The organism is Lentimicrobiaceae bacterium, assembly GCA_023227965.1.
Taxonomy (GTDB): domain Bacteria; phylum Bacteroidota; class Bacteroidia; order Bacteroidales; family JALOCA01; genus JALOCA01.
In genome coordinates this window covers 1-20,923 of record JALOCA010000047.1, presented here as the reverse complement: position 1 = coordinate 20,923, position 20,923 = coordinate 1, and the positions used below count along the sequence as shown (strand labels likewise).

The 20,923-nt window shown below is 42.6% G+C and carries 13 protein-coding genes; 1 reads left to right on the top strand and 12 read right to left on the bottom strand.

Annotated features, from left to right (window positions below; translation table 11 throughout):
• On the top strand, nt 1-569 hold a 569-nt coding region (locus M0R21_12400), incomplete at its 5' end, for a discoidin domain-containing protein (GenBank protein MCK9618622.1).
• A 67-nt stretch (nt 570-636) separates the two neighbouring features.
• Here M0R21_12400 and M0R21_12395 read toward each other — a convergent pair.
• The 12 genes from M0R21_12395 to M0R21_12340 all read right to left on the bottom strand — a co-directional run bounded on the left by M0R21_12395 (nt 637) and on the right by M0R21_12340 (nt 20,815).
• On the bottom strand, nt 637-1,953 hold the full coding sequence (locus tag M0R21_12395) for a glycosyl hydrolase family 28 protein (GenBank protein MCK9618621.1): 1,317 nt from the start codon (nt 1,951-1,953) through the stop codon (nt 637-639).
• A 23-nt stretch (nt 1,954-1,976) separates the two neighbouring features.
• Nucleotides 1,977-4,841 carry a glycoside hydrolase family 2 gene (locus M0R21_12390; GenBank protein MCK9618620.1) on the bottom strand — a complete coding sequence of 955 codons (2,865 nt, stop codon included), beginning with the start codon at nt 4,839-4,841 and terminating at the stop codon, nt 1,977-1,979.
• A 56-nt stretch (nt 4,842-4,897) separates the two neighbouring features.
• Nucleotides 4,898-6,592: a hypothetical protein gene (locus M0R21_12385; protein MCK9618619.1), complete on the bottom strand. Its 1,695-nt coding sequence runs from the start codon at nt 6,590-6,592 to the stop codon at nt 4,898-4,900.
• A complete protein-coding gene (locus M0R21_12380; protein MCK9618618.1) occupies nt 6,580-8,355 on the bottom strand; it encodes a M64 family metallo-endopeptidase in 1,776 nt (591 codons plus the stop codon). The genes M0R21_12385 and M0R21_12380 overlap by 13 nt, the downstream gene beginning before the upstream one ends.
• A 151-nt stretch (nt 8,356-8,506) precedes the next feature.
• On the bottom strand, nt 8,507-10,117 hold the full coding sequence (locus M0R21_12375; GenBank protein MCK9618617.1) for a RagB/SusD family nutrient uptake outer membrane protein: 1,611 nt from the start codon (nt 10,115-10,117) through the stop codon (nt 8,507-8,509).
• Between the two features lie 22 nt (nt 10,118-10,139).
• Complete coding sequence (locus tag M0R21_12370; GenBank protein MCK9618616.1) at nt 10,140-13,856, bottom strand: TonB-dependent receptor; 3,717 nt, start codon at nt 13,854-13,856, stop codon at nt 10,140-10,142.
• A 331-nt stretch (nt 13,857-14,187) separates the two neighbouring features.
• Nucleotides 14,188-15,180 carry a FecR domain-containing protein gene (locus M0R21_12365; protein ID MCK9618615.1) on the bottom strand — a complete coding sequence of 331 codons (993 nt, stop codon included), beginning with the start codon at nt 15,178-15,180 and terminating at the stop codon, nt 14,188-14,190.
• 178 nt (nt 15,181-15,358) lie between these two features.
• Nucleotides 15,359-15,973 (bottom strand): RNA polymerase sigma-70 factor, encoded by a 615-nt coding sequence (locus tag M0R21_12360; protein MCK9618614.1) that lies wholly within the window; start codon nt 15,971-15,973, stop codon nt 15,359-15,361.
• A 32-nt stretch (nt 15,974-16,005) separates the two neighbouring features.
• On the bottom strand, nt 16,006-16,107 hold the full coding sequence (locus M0R21_12355) for a hypothetical protein (GenBank protein ID MCK9618613.1): 102 nt from the start codon (nt 16,105-16,107) through the stop codon (nt 16,006-16,008).
• Nucleotides 16,108-16,419: 312 nt separating this feature from the next.
• Nucleotides 16,420-17,808 (bottom strand): hypothetical protein, encoded by a 1,389-nt coding sequence (locus M0R21_12350; protein MCK9618612.1) that lies wholly within the window; start codon nt 17,806-17,808, stop codon nt 16,420-16,422.
• A gap of 35 nt (nt 17,809-17,843) precedes the next feature.
• Complete coding sequence (locus tag M0R21_12345; protein MCK9618611.1) at nt 17,844-20,216, bottom strand: glycoside hydrolase family 3 C-terminal domain-containing protein; 2,373 nt, start codon at nt 20,214-20,216, stop codon at nt 17,844-17,846.
• A gap of 89 nt (nt 20,217-20,305) precedes the next feature.
• Nucleotides 20,306-20,815: a 4Fe-4S binding protein gene (locus M0R21_12340; protein ID MCK9618610.1), complete on the bottom strand. Its 510-nt coding sequence runs from the start codon at nt 20,813-20,815 to the stop codon at nt 20,306-20,308.
• Between the last annotated feature and the right edge of the window lie 108 nt (nt 20,816-20,923).

Below are 20,923 nucleotides of genomic sequence, written 5' to 3'. Positions count from 1 at the left end.
ATGGACTACTATCAATTCCATTGCTCAATAAAATTGAAAGGGCCTATTTGTTGTCTGCTCCTAAAGCGACATTGGAAGTTCAGAAATCCGAATTGAAGAATATTGTCAAACTGCCTTTTGCTGCTCCGGACAAGTATGTTTCTGTTGTTGTTTTGGAGGTGGAGGGAGAACCCAACGTTTTGCCCTTACCGTCTGCCGGTAAGAAAGTAAAAGTATCTTCAGCAAAGATCAGTTATAATTCCGATCATCTTACTGATGGCGATCCAAAAAACAAATGGCAACCTACCGATGACGATCAGGAACGCTGGGCTGAAATAGATTTGGGTGAGGAAACTTTGATAGGGGTAGTTTCAGTTGTCGAACCATGGCATCCATGGGATAATAAAGGTCAAAAAATTGAAATACAATGTAAAACACGAAATAAATGGATAAAATCTGTTGAAATTAGGACAAATGGAACCGGATATACCCAGTCAATTACTCCAGTGATCTCTCGCTATTTCAGATTGAAGATAGTTGAGTCAAAAGAACCAACAATAAATGAATGGATTTTATATAGGGCAGAATAAAATATTAAATGACTTGAATATTAGGACACAGTCAACCTGTTAAATCCGGCTAAAGGAGACAAGTTGATTAAGAAATATAAGAAGAACTATACCAGAGGCCGACAAAGGGATCGTCATGGCAGCTGTAGAATTGAAATATGGGAAAGGTATTTTTCGGATTTGCGAAGTCCAAATCGGAGGATTTGGTACCACGGAACGCGTAATTTGGGTTACTGCCTCCGGGATATACAATCCGGATGTTACGCAATGTCACATTTGTAATGTCCTGGCCCGGAAGTCCAACAATACTGGCTGGTGAAATATTCCGGGGTAAATCTTCAATCGGACCCTCATATTCGTATCCGGCATCCGGTTTGGAATTTGGGATTTCGGCATACATATTCTGAATGGTGATATTGCTCATGGAACCTATACGGCCTTTGTTCCAGCGGGCTCCAATCCTAAGATAAATGGCATTCCCGGTATTGTAGGCGTATAGGCTGTCAACCAATATGTTATCTATTACACCTCCGTCAGGAGTTGCGATGGTGATGGCCGACCGGTAGGTGTCATATACCTTGTTGTTGATGATTTTGAAGTTTTTATAACCTCCTGAAGTTACCGTGCCGAATTTGATCCCATTGGCGCTTGAACGGGCTACACAATTGCGCACTTCAACATTTTCGCACATTTTGGTCGCGTCGTGCGATTTAAAACAGATGGCATCATCCGTTGCATCGATGAAGGAATTGGTGAGCTTAACATCTTTACAATCCACGATGTCCAGACCATCGTTGTTCCAGAAGGCTTTGCTGTCAACGGTTATTTTGTCGATCTTCAGGTTCTGGCACTGGTCGTATATCTGAACCCAGTCGGCCGAATTTCTAATTACGATGCCGGTAATTTCGACGTTTTTGCATTCGCGGAAGTAAATGGCACGAGGTCGGCGTGTGGAAGGACGATCGTTCCTCAATTCGTCGGCAATGATTCCTTTGTGAATCTGATCGATCAGGTTATAAGCCACTTCACGGCCCTGACCATCAATAACACCCTTGCCATTGATCCCGATATTCTCCGCCTGATAGGCAAAAACCAGCGAACTATAAGGAGTGTTGATGTTGTAGTCGTAGATATTGGTTGAACCTACCAGGATGGCCCCTTCCTCCAATTGAATACTCACGTTGGATTTGAGTTGGATGTTTCCGGTGAGGTAACGACCAACGTAAAATACCAGTCGGCCACCACCTTTTTCATGAATGTAATCAATGGCCTTTTGGATGGCCGTAGTGTTTAAAGTTGTCCCGTTCGACTTGATACCGAATATCGAGGCTTTGTAATCCTCCGCAGAGAGTTGAAGCGCACAAATGAATATCAGAAATAAAACGGTGATTTTTAGCTTGCTCATATTGTTGGTTTGTAGAATAGTAATTAATAAAGCGTAACAGGCCCGATCAATCCCATCGATTGTATGGGTTGATCTTTCGTTTTGAGGACCGTAAATTTTTGTGCAGTCTTGTTATCTGTAAGGGTTTTCATGTAATTGCCCATCGTGGTGGTTATCCGGATTTCGACCTCATTGGAGCCTTTTTGCAAGCAGGATGAAATATTGTAGATCCGATGGCCATACCATTTTACCCCGCAACTCTTTCCGTTGACAATGACTTCAGAGACTCCCCAAACTTTTCCGAGATTAATGAAAGTCTCTTTTACCTTTTCGGATTCTAATTTACGACGATAAATTACTGTTCCGGTAAAACTAACAAAATTGGTCTCTTTTAGATCTTTAAGTTCTTCCATGCGCATGGTTTTCACCCAGTTTTCGCGACTATGTCGTAATTCAACATCCCATCCACTCAACGACTTGCTATCAGCTCCTGTGGTCGGTATAGGGATCCAATTCTGGCCTTTACTTTCCTTGTTGAAGATGATCAGACGAGATTCGGCAGGACCGAGATTCAACTCAAAACTATCCTCTTTCAGGTTAATGCGGTACCGTTCGCCACTTTCTGTATCCCAAACCCATCCATTTCTGCCCCTGGTAATCTCCTTTGAGAAAGTCACCTTGGTACTGTGGGCATTGTGCATGTGGGCATTGGCAAAGAAGAAGATTTCACTCTTATCGTCGGTCTGGTATCGGTTCTGCATTAGAAAACGATCAGGGTTTTCAATTTCAAGATAATGCGGAATATGGTATTTCGTCATTACCTCTTTGTACCATTCCAGGAAGCGGTTGTCCTGAGGTTTCTTTACCAGGATAAAACGGTCGGGGAAAGCTTTCAGTTTCCCTACCCAATTCTGGATTTCTTTGTCCCTTTCAGTGCCATCGACCAATCCCAGTGATTTTTCAGGATATTTTTCGATGCAAAAAATTCGGCCCCCGGAAGAGACAAAATCGTACAATTTGGCCAATGTTTCAGGAGAAGTACTGGTAACCTCTACCAGAAATATAGTTCCGTATTTTTTTGGTCCATAGCATAGTTTTCCATGTTTAACAGCCGAATCCTTGATAATAATTTCAGTTGTATAGTCGGCGGCGCCTCCGTTTTTATTGATGGATTCCCAAATGATGGAGGTGTATGGTATATTGAGTTTCTCAGGAAACGGGTCGGTCTGTACGCCCATTTCACCCCACATGTCGTATGTTGCCGGCATCACAGCGATGTCGGTGTACATATCGGCATTCTGAAGTTGTGACGAAAGGCGGGCTTTATAGTCGTTCAGGTATTTGAAATAGGGCCACCAGTTGTTGTTTTCGTTGTAATAGGATCCATATTGAACCCAACCCGGGAATGGTGTTTCGGGAGGTGAATAGTTGAACCCATGCCACACCGAGTGGGTGGTCCCAGACATAATACTCTGGTCGGAACCGATTTTGAGTAATTCCAAAGTGGCATTGAAGACGATATAGGTATTGGTCATCTCTTCGCAGCTAACGACTCTTTTGCCCGCGAGATGAGCAGCCGAAGAGACAAATTTGTTGATCATGGTATAGCCTCGACCCCTGCGGTAATCTTCGTCCGACATTTCTTCGCCGAGCTTGTGTTTCAACCAGTTGGTCGTCCAGGATTCACCTTCGGGAATATCGTAGCCGAGACTGGTTTCCAGTGGGAAAAATCCACGGCCGTAAGCCTGGGCACGTGATTTTACATTTTGATCTTTACACCATTGCAGGTAAGTCTGCGTGAAGCGTTCTTTTAGTAATTCGGCCTTTGTTAGTTCGAAATCAAAGCGGACACGTCTGATATCTTCAGCAAATCCGGCTGTTTTTGCTGCACCATACTTTTCATCGATGACCCCTCCAAGCCGTCCGACTTTAAACAGGATAAATGGAAGATAGGGCATGATGTCGTATCCACGGCGTTTTCTAAACTCTTCGGCATAATCCCCTGTCCAGTTACTTCCTTCCAACTCCATAGAGTCGGTAAAGAGGGCGCGCAGATGATTTGAGAGCGGGCCTGTCTTTTTCCGGATAGTATCAGACATGTGGTCAAGATACTTTCTTACTGCTATCTTGTCCATGTGGTTGAGGATCGGGCCAGCGGCACCAGGAGCGCCATTGATCACACTGGCAAACGAATTGACCTTTATCAGTGCATAAAAGACATATTTGCCGGCAGGTACTTCAACCCGGATGATTTCGTCTTTTCGCTTGTCTGATAGGTCAATCACCTGATCCAGGCCACTCATCGGATCAGGTACAAGTTTAAGTGACAGGATTTCAAATGTCCTGCCTGGGCACGGCTCGGTAACACCCGGATCAACCGTTTTGAATAGGTTGAATTGGGATGTTTCATAGACAGTCGGGCCCTCCAGTTTTTCGGCATCAACGATTACTACCTGTGCCCGTTCGTCTGTTTTAAGCGTTTCAGCTCCAAAAGGCCAGCCCGAACCGACAATTAAATCACAGGTCATGTCCAGTTTTCTCGCTTCCGCGAAGGTTACCTGTAACATGTCGATCCACTCTTCACTCAACCAGGTTAGGGACTTTTTCCCTAAATCATCTCCGGTGGATGGGAACGAAATCGGATTGATTTCCACTCCGCCAATACCGGCTTCTTTTAACAGATGCAATTCCCTGACGAGTTCTTTGGCTTCTACTTTATCGCCATTCCACCACCACCGGACAAAAGGGCGGTAAACCGAATCCGGAATTTTAAACAATTTGTAAAGATCGGCATCAAAAAGGATCTGTTTGGAGGCCAGTTTATTGGTGCCTAAAACAGAGACTGAATTTGCGGCGACACATCCTGCCGAAAGAATTGCACTTTGAAATAGAAAAGTTCTTCTTTGCATTGAATAATTAATAAGTAGTATAGTCAGTATAAGTTGATCATAAGAGGGTAACCGTATTAAAAATAGCCGTGGGTTTCCATAGCACCGTACTTCAACGCAACTTCCATACGTTTTACGCTGAATGAACCTGATTCTTTTGAAGTGAATGAAATCTTATTGTACCCTTGTTTTAAGCAAGATACCGGAAGTATAAATGCACATTCCCGATCCATATTTTGTAATCCCCTGGCTTTGTCATACAAATGTGCGTATGCTGGTTTTTCATCAGATATTTTCACTCCGTTTACAACCAATTCATACGCTGATGGTTTGTTTAACCTGAAAAACAGAATTACTTCTTCAGGTTTTGTCTTTTTGGGATCGTCGCCAATGTAAATCTTCGCTTCAGCAGTTTGTTTTTCACCAACATTTAGTGGCAGTGGAGAGACCGGATTGATCCCATATTGACCTGAACTGTCGCATAAGCAATAAATTTTATTGCGGTGCTGTAGGGTTTCCAGGGATCCAATTTCCTGCAATAGTTGCGGCATCATAACCCGGCACACATATCCACCGTCTTCCAGGTGTATTTGTTTGTTGTATTGTGTGATATAAGCACTAAAGTATTGATTAAAAAGATATATTCCATCGGCGCCTTGTGATAAAATATGCGATGCCATTCCCCGGAACATTCCATGGGAGAAATTTTCACGCGGACGATATCCTCCATCATCGATGGAAGCATACAGAGGGATGTCAATTTTGCCTAAATCGCTCCTAAACTTTGCAACAGGCAGAGAAGGATCGCCCAGCCAATGAATACCGATGGTTACAAAATCAATTAGCCCCATACGAATCCATTCCTGAATATCCAGTCCCTTATCCAGACAAGCGTTGACAGTGGGAGGGACCCTTACTGAGAGCAGAATTTTTCTGCCTCGTTTGACCGATACGTCATTTACTTTAGCCCTGATATCTTTAACAAGCTGAGTCATTAAGGGGGCATTTTTGCGACCTTCTCCAGTTTTAAAGTAAACGATAAATCGCATAAAATCAAGATCGAACCCGTCAATCATGTTATATTTATCAAGCTGCTCGGAAATAATTGCCAGTTTATGATCTCTTACTTCCCTGTGCGCAAAGTCAAGTGCCCGGGGTGCATTCCAACCCGGCGTTGCATCGTTGAGCCAAAACTCAGGATGTTTGTACCAGAAATCGGTATAGACGATCGGGCAATGGGTTGTGGTGTCGTTGAAATGGAGGTCATTCATCCTGTAAGTAATAAATGCTTCCATTCCATCTTTTCTGGCACGGTTCAGTGATGCGGAGATGAGATCTGTTCCCTCTTTTTCGAGATTCAGGAAATTCCGATAGTATTTTTTGAAATTACTACATGCTGCAGTGTCACGGCCGCAATCCAGTTTCCCATTCAGGTCGTCACCAAGCACCCTGCCGTACCTGGAACGATACAGCATAAAATCACTGCCACTACACATCATGTAGGTCGTTACCTGCGAATTGGCGACCATATCCACGTATGCATTGATATCTGCAACTTTTAATGGACGTTTGGAAAACCAGATATTTCCCAATGCATCTGTTCCGTCATTGTTGTGTATCAAACGGTGTTTCGGGATTGGTTTTCCATAAGATGAAAGCCCCAAAACGGACAATGAGATACCAATAAACAGAATAATTCGGACTATGGTTATTCTTTTGCGATCATTCATTATAGTTCCGGATATTGGTTTCTTACATACTATCTTTTCCATACAATGGGTTCAGGCAACATTGGCACACCAGGAACCGTCGCACTCTTCGTAGATACAACTACATTACCATGGTCATAATCTTTATTTACAAAATCAGCCCATGATGAAGTTTCTCCGGCTGCCGTTTTAAGCTGATTAACGATCGAATATCGGCTAGCTGCATCATAATAGAAACGGTTATCATTCATGCACGAATTGTCTGACTCAGCACGCCAGATCCCTTTTCCTACAGAACGGGCTCCTTCAAAATAACCAACTTTCTGATAATAAACCGAATAATCTGCAGAAGAAAATATTTGTGCCCATTGAGATTTCGTCTTATCACCGGATACATCCACATTCTGGTACCACCCGTATGTCTGAAATTCCAGTGTTCCCTTTCTCTTTTCTTCAGTGAGTGTTGCAGTCGGTGCAGTCTGATACAAATCAGCCAAATGCCCAATGGCATGACCTCCGATCTCATGTACAATTACATTCTCAAAGCCGGTTTGCGTACCCGAAGTCCCCGGGCAATTGCAAACAAATCCCATCGTGCGGTTCTTGCCCTTATCCCAAAAGTAGTTGACGGTTCCATTGTAATGAGACACATTCTGTAGCACTAAAACAGCATAATTCTTCGACAAGTGTATATTCTTGGTGACCAGACAAGAATCGGCCCAGTTAAATACCTTATCAAAACAACCACCAGTCGATGGACTCGGATTATCAAACAAACCGGTCCAGGCACTACTTGAAACATTATCGTACATCGTGCCAAACTTAGTTTTGACAACATTTGTACAGATACCGGTCTGATCACCAGACAGATGCTGAGAAATGCCAGATTGGGGTGAGATTCCGGCTATCCGATATACCCGGACATATGAACGATAAGTTTTATAAGGTTCTGCATTTTCGAACAGTGCATTTATGGCGGTTAAGGAGAGGTTTTCCCAGTTCCCGGCTGCGACCATATCACTTGCTGTAAAACCGTCACCTGTAACAATAAGAGTAAAGGCATCCTTACTTCCGTTTCCGTTATCCTGAAACAAACGAACTTCCCCATCTTTCCAGGAACCCGATTCGGCTGCAGTTGTAAACGAAAAGACAGAACTCACAGGTGATTCTGCACCAAAAGCGTCTTTCGCCACTACCCGCCAATAATAGGTTGTGTTACCCGTCAACTTGGAAAAGAATGTACAGGAAGGAGTTTCATAATACTGATTACTCTTGGTCCAAGTCTTCTGGTCCGCCGAATATTCAACAGAGTAGCTAATCCGGTCACCATCAGGATCTATCGCATCACTCCATTGCAAACGCATATAAACTTCAGGTACATCTTTTGCTCCGTTAGCCGGATAAACAGCCTTTACAGGAGCTGCAGGAGCCGTATTGGGAACAGCGCCTGTTACATTTATATAGACTGAGCGTGAAGAGGCATCAATCTTGGTATCCTCTGTTACAACTGATACAATAGCCACTCTTTTCTCCCGGTAAATAACCTTTGAAGCAGCTATTGTAATTTCTCCGTCGCCGGTTGCGCTGGTTGGGGTAACAGTCAACCAATAGACCCCTGGAGTTGTTACTTTCCATAGAGTACCTGCCGGCGAGCTAACCTTTACTTTCACAGAAGAACCATCCGGAACAGAAATAGTGGTCTGATCTATCCTGAAAATATTTTGTTGCGCAATTGGATCTTTATCATCTTTACTACAGCCAGCAATAAAAGCTCCGGAAAACAATAAAAAGGCAAAACGGAATAAGCGTTTCTTTATTAGACTCATAACAATATAGCATCAATGAGAGTTTATGTATTTGCAGGGGAATAAAAAGTTAGGCAATCGTTCCTCAACAGAACAAAAAAAGATTGCCTGGCTTAAAAGATTGAGCGGAGCGAAATGCTCCGCCCAATACTAAAATACTAAACTATACAGCTTAATTCTGCTTACACAGAGGATTGTACAATGTCTCTACTTCCGGAATTTGCAGTGTCATTTTCGCTACACTATAAGTACTTTTATCAACGTGGTTGGCAGAACTTGTCCGATCTACAGCAATACCCCAACGTTTGTTGTTAAAGTATTCGCGTCCACCTTCACCCCACATTTCTATACGGGTTTGTAATTGAACCATTTGCAATGGATTTAAACCGGCCATACCAGAATAGGTATCACAGGTCAATTTAGGTGAACCTGCCTTTGTACGGGCGCCAAGTAAGATATTCAGGGTGGTTTTAGCACCATTTGCATCACCAGACTGGGCCTGAGCTTCGGCTTTCATCAGGTACACTTCAGAAGTACGCATGTAGTAACAGGTAACGGTTCCGACATTTTTCTTGTCGTTGGTTCCGATGCCGTGGGTAGCGGCAAATTTCATATTTGTATAGGCCGGAATGAATTTTACCGTACCGGCAGTGGGATAGGCATAATCTCCAAAGTCGTTTGCCAAAAAGCAATTCTTGCGATAGTCGTTATTGTCTATTTTATTATAAAGACGGTTGTCAATCCGTTCAAATCCTTCGCCCAAACCACCGCTTCCTTCACTAAACGGGTTCATCCAACCATTATGGGCGGTGAGTGCCTGACCAACAGGCCACCCCAAAATGACTTCCGGATTTACATTGTTGTAAAGAAATCCGTTTGTTTCAGGGCGAATTTCCGGAACGTTCGTGGTACTTACATTTTTAGTACCGCCATACACATTTTCTCCCATCAGAGTAAGGTAACTGCTCAAAATTCCATTGCAAGCAGTAAGGACTGTCGCCCAATCGCCTGTTATCAGCGATACCCTTGCCAGTACAAAATTTGCGACACCTAAATCAATGTCCGTAAGTACTGTGGTTGTGTATCCTTTGCCCGCAGAATTGAACAGCAAAACGGCAGTTGTCAGGTCTTTCTTGATAAAATCATATGTTTCTGTAGCAGTAGCACGCGCTTTGTAAGGTTGTGTTGGAGAATAGGAATCGTACAGCATAAGGCCTAATTTGTCTTTTCCACCCTGTAGATAAGAATCCTGATAGTTCTCCATCAGGTAGTTGTATGCATACGCACGGGCTACCAGACCTCTTGCTTTGTACTCTTTCAATTTGGCATTGTTCCCTACCGTTGCATCATCCAGATAGAGCAACATCTTATTGACAGCAGTGATAATGGCCCATTCCTGAGTCCAATAGTAAGCATTTTTGTCAACAGAGGCGGATATGAAATCACGCAGAAAATATTCGTCCCCACCAAAAATACTTAGGTTTTTATTGCCGAATACGATGTCATTCCCTTCCAGGTTACGCATACAATCCATTCCCTGGCATGAACGATAACGCCCGTCAGCTGTTCCGCCCCCGCTGATACCACTTGTATTGAATAGATTTGGCATCGTGTTGGCCATACTTTCCAGGACCAGTTTGATCTTTACTGTATCTCCGGAAGCCAATATCGTTTTAATTTGTTCATCAGTAATGGCAGTGGGCGGCGCTATTTCCAATTGACCCGCACACGAAGCCATAATCAAGCTTGCAATAAATGCAATTCCTATTATATACTTTTTCATCTTGACTAATTTTTAAAGTTTGTTATAAATCCAGGTTCACGCCGAATGAAATTGTACGCATGGAAGGATAGGAATAAGCGCCTACTTCCAAGCCTCCAACCAACGACATACGCGGATCAATGCCTGAATGTGAGGTCAGCATAAATATGTTATCAACAGACATATACAGACGCAGGGCGTTGATTTTTGTTTTCTTCAACATCGTTTTAGGAAACGTATAACCAACAGTCATATTCTTGATATCCATATAAGAAGCGCTGAACAGTGCCATATCAGTGTACAACCAACTTCCAAATGTGGCTCCGTCAGTGTACGAGTTCCTATACATAGCCATAGGGAATTTTGCGCCTGTATTCTCCGGGGTCCAGGTATTTCCGATTAATTCAGCAGACAAGGCAGAACCAACATATTCACTATTGTAGAGACTATTGCCATAATCAGTACTAAAAAATTTTCCGCCTAATTGATAGGCTAACGCTGCAGTAAAGTCAAAGTTCTTGTATTTAAATGTTGTGTTGAAACCACCTATCCATTTAGGAATCGCACTACCCAATTCGTAACGGGATGCTGTAGAATAGTTGGTTGTTTCTGCATCACCACCCACGGTCACAGCCGAGTATAATCCGGCAGTATGATCAGCTTCCGTCACTTTATGATAAAAGAGCGGAAGTCCGGTATTTTGATCAACGCCGGCATATTTAAACATATACAAGTTGTAATAATCTTTTCCCACGCCACGCAAGTAGGTAATACCTGAAGAAGCGCCGCCTCCGGATGCAGACCATGCATCGGCTGTTGCAGTCCAGGTACCATCTCCTGTTGCACCTACACCTTTAGGCACAGCCATCAATTTAGTGGTAAAAGCGGTTCCGTTCGTTGAAACATTCCAATAGATGTCTTTACTTTTGATAATGTCTACATCTACTTCAATTTCGATTCCTTTATTTTGGATTCTTGCTGAGTTCTTTTGCAAACTTCCCTGACCGAGTGAAAGTGCAATCGGTTGATCCCAAACGGCATTGTCTGTGTTTTTGTTAAAATAATCGATCGTACCATGTACGCGATCGAACAAGGTGAAATCTAAACCAACATCAAAGGTCTTCGTGTTTTCCCAGGTTAAACCATCGTTGACAAAACCACCTTTTCCTAATGTGTAACTTGCAGGAATACCGTTACCGGCAGTTGTTGAGGTATAGATAGCTCCGTATCCCCATGTCTGATAGCCTGAATACATTCCGATACCGTTTTGGTTACCAATAACACCATAATTAGTACGCAGTTTCAGGTTGTTTAACCAATTTTTAGTGTTTTCCATGAAGGTTTCTTTGGATATTCTCCAGCCACCACCTACAGCCCAGAAAGTTCCCCAACGTGTTGCGTCGGTTTTGAACTTGGAAGAACCATCCCGACGTAAGGAAGCCTCTGCATAATATTTATCGTCGTAAATATAGTGGGAACGTCCAAAATAACTTTCCATTGCGGTTCTTTGGTCGCTGCCGCCAGGCGTACTAAATGTACCTCCGGTATAATGGCCTACGTAGTTTGCAAATGAAATAAAGCCGGGAATCAATTCGTAAGCCGAATTGTAGTTCAGGTTCTCAAAAGTATATTTGTTGAACTCATGACCTACCAAACCATCCACATGGTGTTTGCCAAATTCATGTCCGTAATTCAATAACTCCTGGGTGTTCATAACTGTCACGTTTTGGTAAGCTTTGCCAAAGGCTCCGGTTCCCTGAGCCTGGCCGGTTTCGCTTTGCCAATAGCGCGTACGTACTTCATTGTATTTTTCGTACGATAGATTGGTCGTGAACTTGAAGTCTTTCATAAATTTCACTTCGGCATAGGTTCTGGTGGTCAGGTCACTTGAATTTCTTACATCTTTATCCTTGTCCAACATGGTAAGGATATTTGTTGATGAAAGAGAAGTAGTAGTTAATCCTAATGGGGACCAGGTGTCTCCTGCAAGGACATGAACTTTTTTGCTTCCGTCCGCATTATTGATATAATTTCCGGCTTGATCATGGGCATACAACTGAGTCAAAGGATTCTGCCCATTAATAAAACGGAAAGGGTTGGCAACCGCCGATCCGGGGTTACGGCCATAACGCGTTGCAGTAGATTGTGTTGAGCGGTTTGAATAACCGATGTTGGTGCCCACTTTTAACCAATCATACAATTGCGCGTTGATATTGGTACGTCCGCTGTAACGCGAAAATTGTGAACCGCGGATATAGGAAGGATCTTCCAAATAACCCAACGAAATAAAATAATCCACTTTATCGGTACCTCCACTTGCTGAAACATTGTATTCCTGCCGCAATTTGCTCTCCAATAAATACTTATCATAATTGTCGTTGTAAAGCAATTGTGCACCCGGATTCAGTTTGCCATCGGGATTGACCAGGTAAGCTCCTGACATTGTCGAACTGGCTGTCGCACCAAGACCTGTTTTCGTATAAATGGCTCCCGGAACATTGTATAACATCCAGTTGCCTAATGCGTTGCGAGTGAAATTGGTTTCCGAATTATTATAATCGAACAAGTGAGCGCTGGCAAATTGTCCGGCTTCAGCAGCCGTATGATTCGGGGTTTGCACGTTTGTTGTGTAATTTTTGGAAACCCCGGATCCGGCAACACCATAACGATACGCATTGTAGATGGCTTGCCAGGCATATTCATAATAATCTTTCGGATTGTCAATCTTATCGAATTGGTATGGTCCACACTGATTAACACCCCAACGGCCTTCAAAAGAAACTTTCGTTTTTCCTTTACTCCCGTTCTTCGTTGTGATCAAAACTACCCCATTGGCCCCACGTGAACCGTACATAGCAGTAGAAGCCGCATCCTTTAAGACACTGACACTGGCAATATCTTTTGGATTGATGGTAGACAACGGGTTGTCATTTTGAGCCGGTACGCCGTCGACGACTACCAGGGCATTTGAGTTATTCTGGCTGGCTGTGCCCAGACCCCGAATGCGAATACCCATATCCAATCCTGGCTGCCCATCGATTGCGGATACCTGCAAACCTGCAACTGCACCTTCCAGGGCACGCGTTATTGTTGAGTTTGCCTGTGTCGCTACTAGTTTTGAATCTACAGTACTAATAGCGCCTGTTAAGTCTTTTTTCTTGATTGTCCCATAGGCGATAGCCACAACCTCCTCTAATCCAATAGTTTCTTCAACCATACTTACGTTTACAGTTCTTTTCCCAGTAACGCTCACCTCCAGCCTTTTCATCCCTACAAACGAGAACTGCAAAACGCCATTTTCCGGAACATTGGTCAATGAGAAATCTCCATTGGTATCTGTTATTACACCAAAAGTGGTACCTTTTACCACGACAGAAACGCCAGGCAGGGAGACCCCTGTTTGATCAGTGACTTTTCCTGTAACTTTTTTTCCCACCTGTTCAGCAGATAGCGGCGAGCCAGAGGGCATCAGAATAATATGCCGGTCAATTGTCTCATAGTTGACCTTCTCTTTCGAAAACAATTGAGAAAGAATTACATCAATTGTTTTTTCTTCAACAACCAGGTCGACTTTTCTGGAAACATCAATCTTATTGTTGTCGTACATGAAAGAGAATTCTGTTTGATCCTCAATCTTTTGAAGAATCTCCTTTACAGCAACATCTTTGAGATTCATGCTCAATTTCGTACTTTGTGCGTAGGTTTCGCCCATACTACTTAAAAGGCCGGCAAAGCAAATCAGTACAATGATTAATTTCATAGTTAATAAGATTTTCATAAACGGGAACTTAAAAAGATGTCGTTCCTCACACTGATCTTTTTTTTTCATATTTTTGATAAGTTTTTTGACATCTTGGACTTAATGCATAAACGCCAATAAATGCACCAAAAGATGTCGATAAATGAATAATTTAATTACAATCAGATTTACAGGTTTGTCAGTTTGGCAGACCTGTATTTTTTTGTTCATTTTTTTGCTACTTCATAGGCATCAACATTTTTAGTTGCTCTATTCTGACAATTGTGGTTGGATACTCTGATAGCAGTCACGTAAAACTATCGGCAGTATCCTATATTGGTTTTGGTTCGCGCTATTTTGCATACCTGATTGTCACATTTTTACCATCTATCTTGTATTGTAACGGGGTGATTTCCTTCAATAGTTCAAGTAGCTCCCTAAGGGATTCTGCTTTAACCTTAAAAGTATAATTGTGCTTCTTTTTCATTTTTTCTTCAATTGTGATATTGACTCCATACCACCTTTCAAGATACCTGATTACCTCTTCGAATGGGATTCCGTCAAAAACCAATTCATTATTTTTCCAGGCAGTTACAACTTCTACGTTGGCAGTGTTCAATTCCACCTCGTTGGTTTCTTTCTGTATTGAAATCTGTTTGTCTTTTGTAAGATCGGCCAATTTACTTCCGTCCCTGATTACACCGACATTCCCGTTTTCGACCGTAACCTCCAAAGCTTTCTCTTCTTTGTAATTTTTGACATTGAAAGCCGTACCGTAAACTTCTACAGAAATGGCTCCTGTATTTACCTTGAACATTCTTGACCTGTCTTTCTTTACCTCAAAAAATGCCTCACCTTCTAATTCAACTTCCCGGATCCGGGAATTGAAACTGCTTTTGTATTTCAATTCCGAACCGGAGTTTAGCCACACACTAGAACCATCTGGGAGCACAATCATTGATTTCTGCCCTTTGGGAACAACCACTTTGGAATACTGATTTAAAAAATCCGCAGGAATCTTGTCTGCTCTGAAATATTGAACTTCAATTCCGATCAGGAAGAAAATAACAGCAGCGGCAGCGATCCTGGAAAGTTGAATAACCAATGATCTGTTTTTACGGGGATGTGAAATCTTGCGGACAATTTTTGTCCAGGCAGCTTCTCTGTCTGAAAAAAATAGGTCAACATCAGGAGATGTTAATTGGAAGGCTGACCAAAGTTCATGGTATACTTTCTGGTTTTCTGGGCTTTCATTGATCCACTTGTCAATCTCCAGGGATTCCTGGAGCGTAGTTTGGCCATTTAGCTCCTTAATAATCAATTTTTTATCTATATTTAATGCCATTGATGCAAATACTTTTTACAAGGATGGCACTTAAGTGAAGCAGAACCCCCAAAGAGAATCCTAAAAAAATTGGTTAAATGCAAAAAAAAGGCAAATGGACGGAAGAGGGATTCGAAATTAATCGGAAGAATTCCCTTTTTAATGGGTTGGTATAAACCATCAATCTATTCTTACCACCTTATTTGACAAACACTGCAATCAGGATCAACACAAAAATCTGTTCGTAATAAGGGGCGAGTTGCTCACGCAATTTTTTCAGGGCAATTGTCATTTGATTTTCAACTGTTTTAACTGAAAGGTTCATTTTGAAAGCAATCTCTTTGTAGCTCAGATCGTCATTTTTGTGAAGAAGGTAAACCTCACGGCAGCGGGGAGCAAGGTTGTTTATCGAGGTATTGATAACCTCTTCCAATTGCTTTAAATCTAATGTATTGTCGTTGGAATTGGCATAAATTTCACTCTTCGAACTGACTTCCATTTCGATCGTGTGATGGCATTTTTCGTCACGAAAATAGTTTAGGTATTTGTTGCGGGAAGCCCTGAACAAGTAGGATTTAACAGAAGTTTCCAGTTTAAGATTTCCCCTCTTCTCCCAAAAGTAGATAAATATATCCTGTACAAGATCCTCAGAAACAGATCTGTTTCTGATATATAGATTAACATAATTGCACAAACTATCGTAATACTTGTCAAAGAAGTAACGCAAGGCACGCTGATCTCCCTCAGCCATACGCTCAAAAATGAATAGCTCGTCTGAAAAATTATGACCTGTTTCTGTAAAATACAGACCCATACTTCTTTGTTGAAATTTGGTGTAATATAATCTTATTTCACCAAAGTCCCAATAAAATTAGTTATGCCGGTAAAAACCATCTGAACCCCGATTGTTGCAACGATTAGTCCCGTTATCCGTGTTAGTACATCCATCGCCAAAAATATTAGAGACTGTTTAAAAATATTACACAGAGAATAATTGTCTATTAATCGAAAATATAGGGTTAATAGAAATTTCTGCAATTATGTGTTTTCATGAGAGAAACCCCGGAGTTACACAGAGTTGGAAAATCGCTAGCGATTTTTCTCTCTGTGTAACTCATTGTTTCCTCAAGCGTATTTTAACTAAAGCGAGAATTTCAAAGCCATTTTTAGTTTAATTGTGGAGTAATAAATTCTCTGTGTAAGAAATTTAAACAGCTTCTTAGAATGCCATAGCAAAAGTAATTTTTTATTAGGCCAAATTTAATTTACTGCCGGTAACCCCAGATCTTTTCTTAATCTGGCAATGGCAAAACACCACCACACAGATTGTTCGCCATTTCCGCAATCAGCCTGCACCCATTTTCCACCTTTAAAAAACATGCTTTCCACGTAAATCGGCTTATCTGCATGGTATTTGTTTAAAAATTTAAACCACTCCAGTATTTTATCATACTCTCCTTCCTGTCTGCAATACTCAATATCCCACCCGATGGCTTTTCCTATAACAAGTTTGGTAACAGAGCCTTTTTCATCGTATTCAGCGGCTAAATATTTGAGGTTGTTATCCAATTCGTCATGGATGAAAAGTGTTTTTTTGAGTAAATTGATGGTATTTCTTAAAACCTGACGATCGAGAGGTTCCCATTGGGCTGCAACCGGACCGTAACACAGCCATCCCATTCCCGTGAAAGGCTGTCCCCAGTTGCCATCAGGCAGACGCATCTCCAAATACACTTTTTTCCCGTCAACCACCCTTGTCAAATGTTTATCAACCCCATCCTTTAGTACTTCAAGTCTGGTCTTCAAATATTCGTATAATTCGGTATCGTTTCTTCTTTCCGCTAGCTGCATCATACTTTGCGCTGCTGCTCCAACAAAACTTTGAGTCAATATGTCAAAAACCGACCACATTCTTCCCTCCCGACTGTGTTCGAGTGCGCAATTAAATACCAGGTGGATCGCATTGCAGGAGAAGTTGCTTCTGTATATGTAGTAAAAGTAAGGCTGATCGAGGAATGACATAACCTCCTTTTTGGCTATTTCATAATACTTGTTTTCAAACTCCGGTTGATTCTTTTTCAGGCAAAACCTTGCATAGGCCATCACAACATGGGCACGTCCATCGGCCTGATCTTCAGTTTCAAACCATTGGTTAACGGTTCCATCTGCTGATATTTTTAACGAATCGATTACATGAGGAACCTTTGATAAATGATTCCGAATCATCGATTCAAATACAAATTCCAACGATCGTTGAATTCTCAAATAATCTTCTGTTTCCATAAGTAAAGAGACATAACCTCCAATAGTTCTGGGAAATTCTCCTCTGTAAGCCCCTGTTAACGATTCTTGCAGATATCCATTCTCCTTCATTCGGGAGGTAAGGGAGTGGTATGTATTTCTGTAGATTTTTGAAATTGTACCATGCTCTAACTCGTCGATCAGCTGTTTCTTTGTTTGATTTACGGATTCATCCGGGCTTGTACCAACCGGATTGTTTGATGAGCCACACACATTGTCGGAAGAATGATTTGAATCTATATCATAAGGCAATGATTCATATCCCTTTGTAAAGGCGAAAGATGTCTGAAAGAACAGGAATGCGAGAACAATACCTGAGATTAGGTTTGGAAATCCATTCCTATTCAATTTTTTATTTCTGAAAATGGTTTGCATCATTCAGGTTATTTACTATTCCTGCTAAGCTCTTTCATGGCGAAGTTTGGATAAAGAACGTCATGAACCTTTTCGACGAGAAGCTCCTTCGCCAGATAGAAGGTGGCGCTTAACCTGAAGTCTTTGGATGATGCCCCGATCCTGACCTGGTAATCCCCTTTGTCTGCCACCCATGAACTGATACCGCTCTGAAAGGAGGCCAGGGAATGGGGATCCAGGTCAAAGGTTAGCAGCTGGGATTCTCCTGGCTGTAGCAATTTTGTCTTGGCAAATCCTTTTAATTCCTCCGTCGGTTTTTCAATCTCTGCGTCAGGAGCTGAAAGATATAGCTGAACCACCTCTTTCCCGGCCACTTTGCCACTGTTTTTTATCATAACAGATACAGTCAGTTTACCATCGAAAGTAGCGCTGCTCAGCTTTAGACTGGAATATTCATAAGTAGTATAGGATAAACCGAAGCCAAATTCATAAGCTACTGGCATCTTGAAAGAGTTATAATACCTGTATCCGTTATAGATTCCTTCGTTGTAGAAAGAGTTGATGGGATTTTCGGCCGGTTCTCCCGGAAAGGATTTTGCGGAAGGTACATCTTCATACTTCAGTGGGAAGGAGTCTGGCAGTTTGCCTGATGGGTTGACTGCTCCTTTAAAAACATCAGCGATGGCATGTCCGCCCTCTTGTCCGGGTTGCCAGGCAAGCAAAACGGCATCGGGATAATCTCTCCAACTGGCAGTTTCGCAGACGCCACCGACGTTGAGGACTACCACCACCTTTTTACCGGCTGCATGGTAGGCATCACAGACATTGCGAACCAGGTTTATTTCGTTCACTGAACTGGGGAAATATCCGTTTTCGTACCCTTCACCGCCGCTGCGGCCAAGTGTGATTACTGCGACATCGGAATTGGGAACCTCTTTTGATATTTGTTCTTTGGTCAGATCCAACTCATCGTGAAAGGGAATCAATCTTTTCTTGAAGTGGGGAGGGGCTTTGCCATCCTTGACCCCATTTGCGGCCAGCATGAAAGGATTGTTGAAATAATCGGGCACCAGATTGTCCGACATAATTTTGGCATTGAATGCGGTGTAGGTATCCTCCAGATCTTTTGAGATCTGGTAACCAGCCGTTTTCAGACCATCGTTGAGCGATATGGCATATTTGTTGCTTCGTATGCCGCCACTCCCGGTTCCTACTTCGATCAGGTAGTAAGAGATTTTGCCAAACAGGGCCACAGATTTCACTCCATCAAAAGGAAGCGCATTTTTTTCATTTTTAAGCAATACCATCCCTTCCGAAGCGGCCTCCCTGGCAATTGTGGCATGCGCTTCCAGATCTGGTTTCATAGAGGGTTTGTATCCCTTCGACCGTGGAGAGTTCAGTTTAAGTTGCATGTTATAAACCAGGTTTTTGCTGAGCGTTGACTCATCAAGGGTTTTATCTTTCAACGCAGCGGTGAGTTCCTTTACCTCATCCATGTTACCACCCATCAGCATGTTGTTGCCGGCTCGAACTTTGGCCACGGCGCTGCCGTATCCATCAAAGTCGGTCATGAAGACGCCATTAAATCCCCACTCCTTACGAACTATATCATTCAGTAATTCAGGTGACTCGGCAGTATAAAATCCATTCAATTTGTTGTAGGAGGTCATGATGGCGGATGGCTTTGACTCCTTTACCGCGATCTCAAATCCGCGCATGTATATTTCACGCAATGCTCTTTGACTGACTACCGCATTGTATGTTCGGCGGTTTGTCTCCTGATTGTTGGCAAGAAAATGTTTTAGCGTCGCACCAACGCCGTTTGACTGAACTCCTTTCACCATTGCCGCGGCAGCTTTTCCGGAAAGCAGTGGATCTTCGGAATAGTATTCGAAGTTGCGTCCACATTTCGGGTTGCGGTGCAGGTTAAGGGCGGGCATCAGTATCAGATCGTAGTCATATTCCAGCGCTTCATTACCCAAAGCGTTTCCAACTTTCTCAATCATCTCCGTGTCCCAGGTGGCAGCAAGGCAGGTAGAGGTTGGGAATGCGGTTGAATAAATATACTCTTTCGATCCGGCAGGATGAGGATCCCTGTTCACCCCGCTGGGTCCATCGGTTAGTGCCGAAGAGCCGATTAAAAGCCTGGGAACTACCAATTTTGAATTCTGATTGGCAATAATAATTCCGGTTCCCTGCTCGGTCGATTTGGAAGCCACCGTGGGCAAGAACTTGCCATCGCCAACCGTAAGTCCTATTTTTTCATCCGGGGTTAAAGCAGCGATAACATTGGCAATACTGCCTTTACCTAATTGATTTTGAGGTTTTTCTGCACAGGATTGCATCAGAATTTGAGCCGCAATAATAGACAGCCCACCAATGAAAAGATTTCGTAGTCTCATGGAAGTAGTTTTGTAGTAAGTTGAATTCCCGGTGTATCAATAGTATCCACCAAAGATAAGAACCAAATCTTAATAAACCACCTCCGGTTTCAAACTTTGTATCGCACATTGTAATTCAAGCTGCCATTTGGGCAGGAAGCCACGCATTGCAAACATTTTGAACAGGTATAACTGTTCCCCGGTTTATCCAATCCGGGCTTATAAAGGCTGTATTTCTGGGGTTCCATGGCAACGATGTAGCACTGCTTATCGCATTTGCCGCAGGTAATGCAGGAGCTTTCATTCATGCGGATACGAAAAAGTGAGAATTTGTTGAGATAGCCCGAAATCCAGGCAATCGGACATCCAATCTTGTGGTATTGGTACATTTGTCTTGTCTTACCGTCGGGACTCATGCTCATCATGATCTCCATGATCAACCCCATCGGACAAACCCACCTGCAAAATACCTTCCCGAAAATAACGCCCATGATCACTCCGGCCAGCAGCACCCACCAGAGTGAGATATGAAGCTGGTTGATTGCTAGATACAGGGATATGCCCACTATTGCCAGGATATAGAATCGACTGCTAACCAATACCTTTAAGACACTTCTCATTAAATATTTCTATCTAATTTCAATTTATTCCCATTTATATCAACCTATTTCTATTTATTATAAACTTTAAAACCACCTCCTTTGGTGGTGGTAATGTTTAAAAGGCAA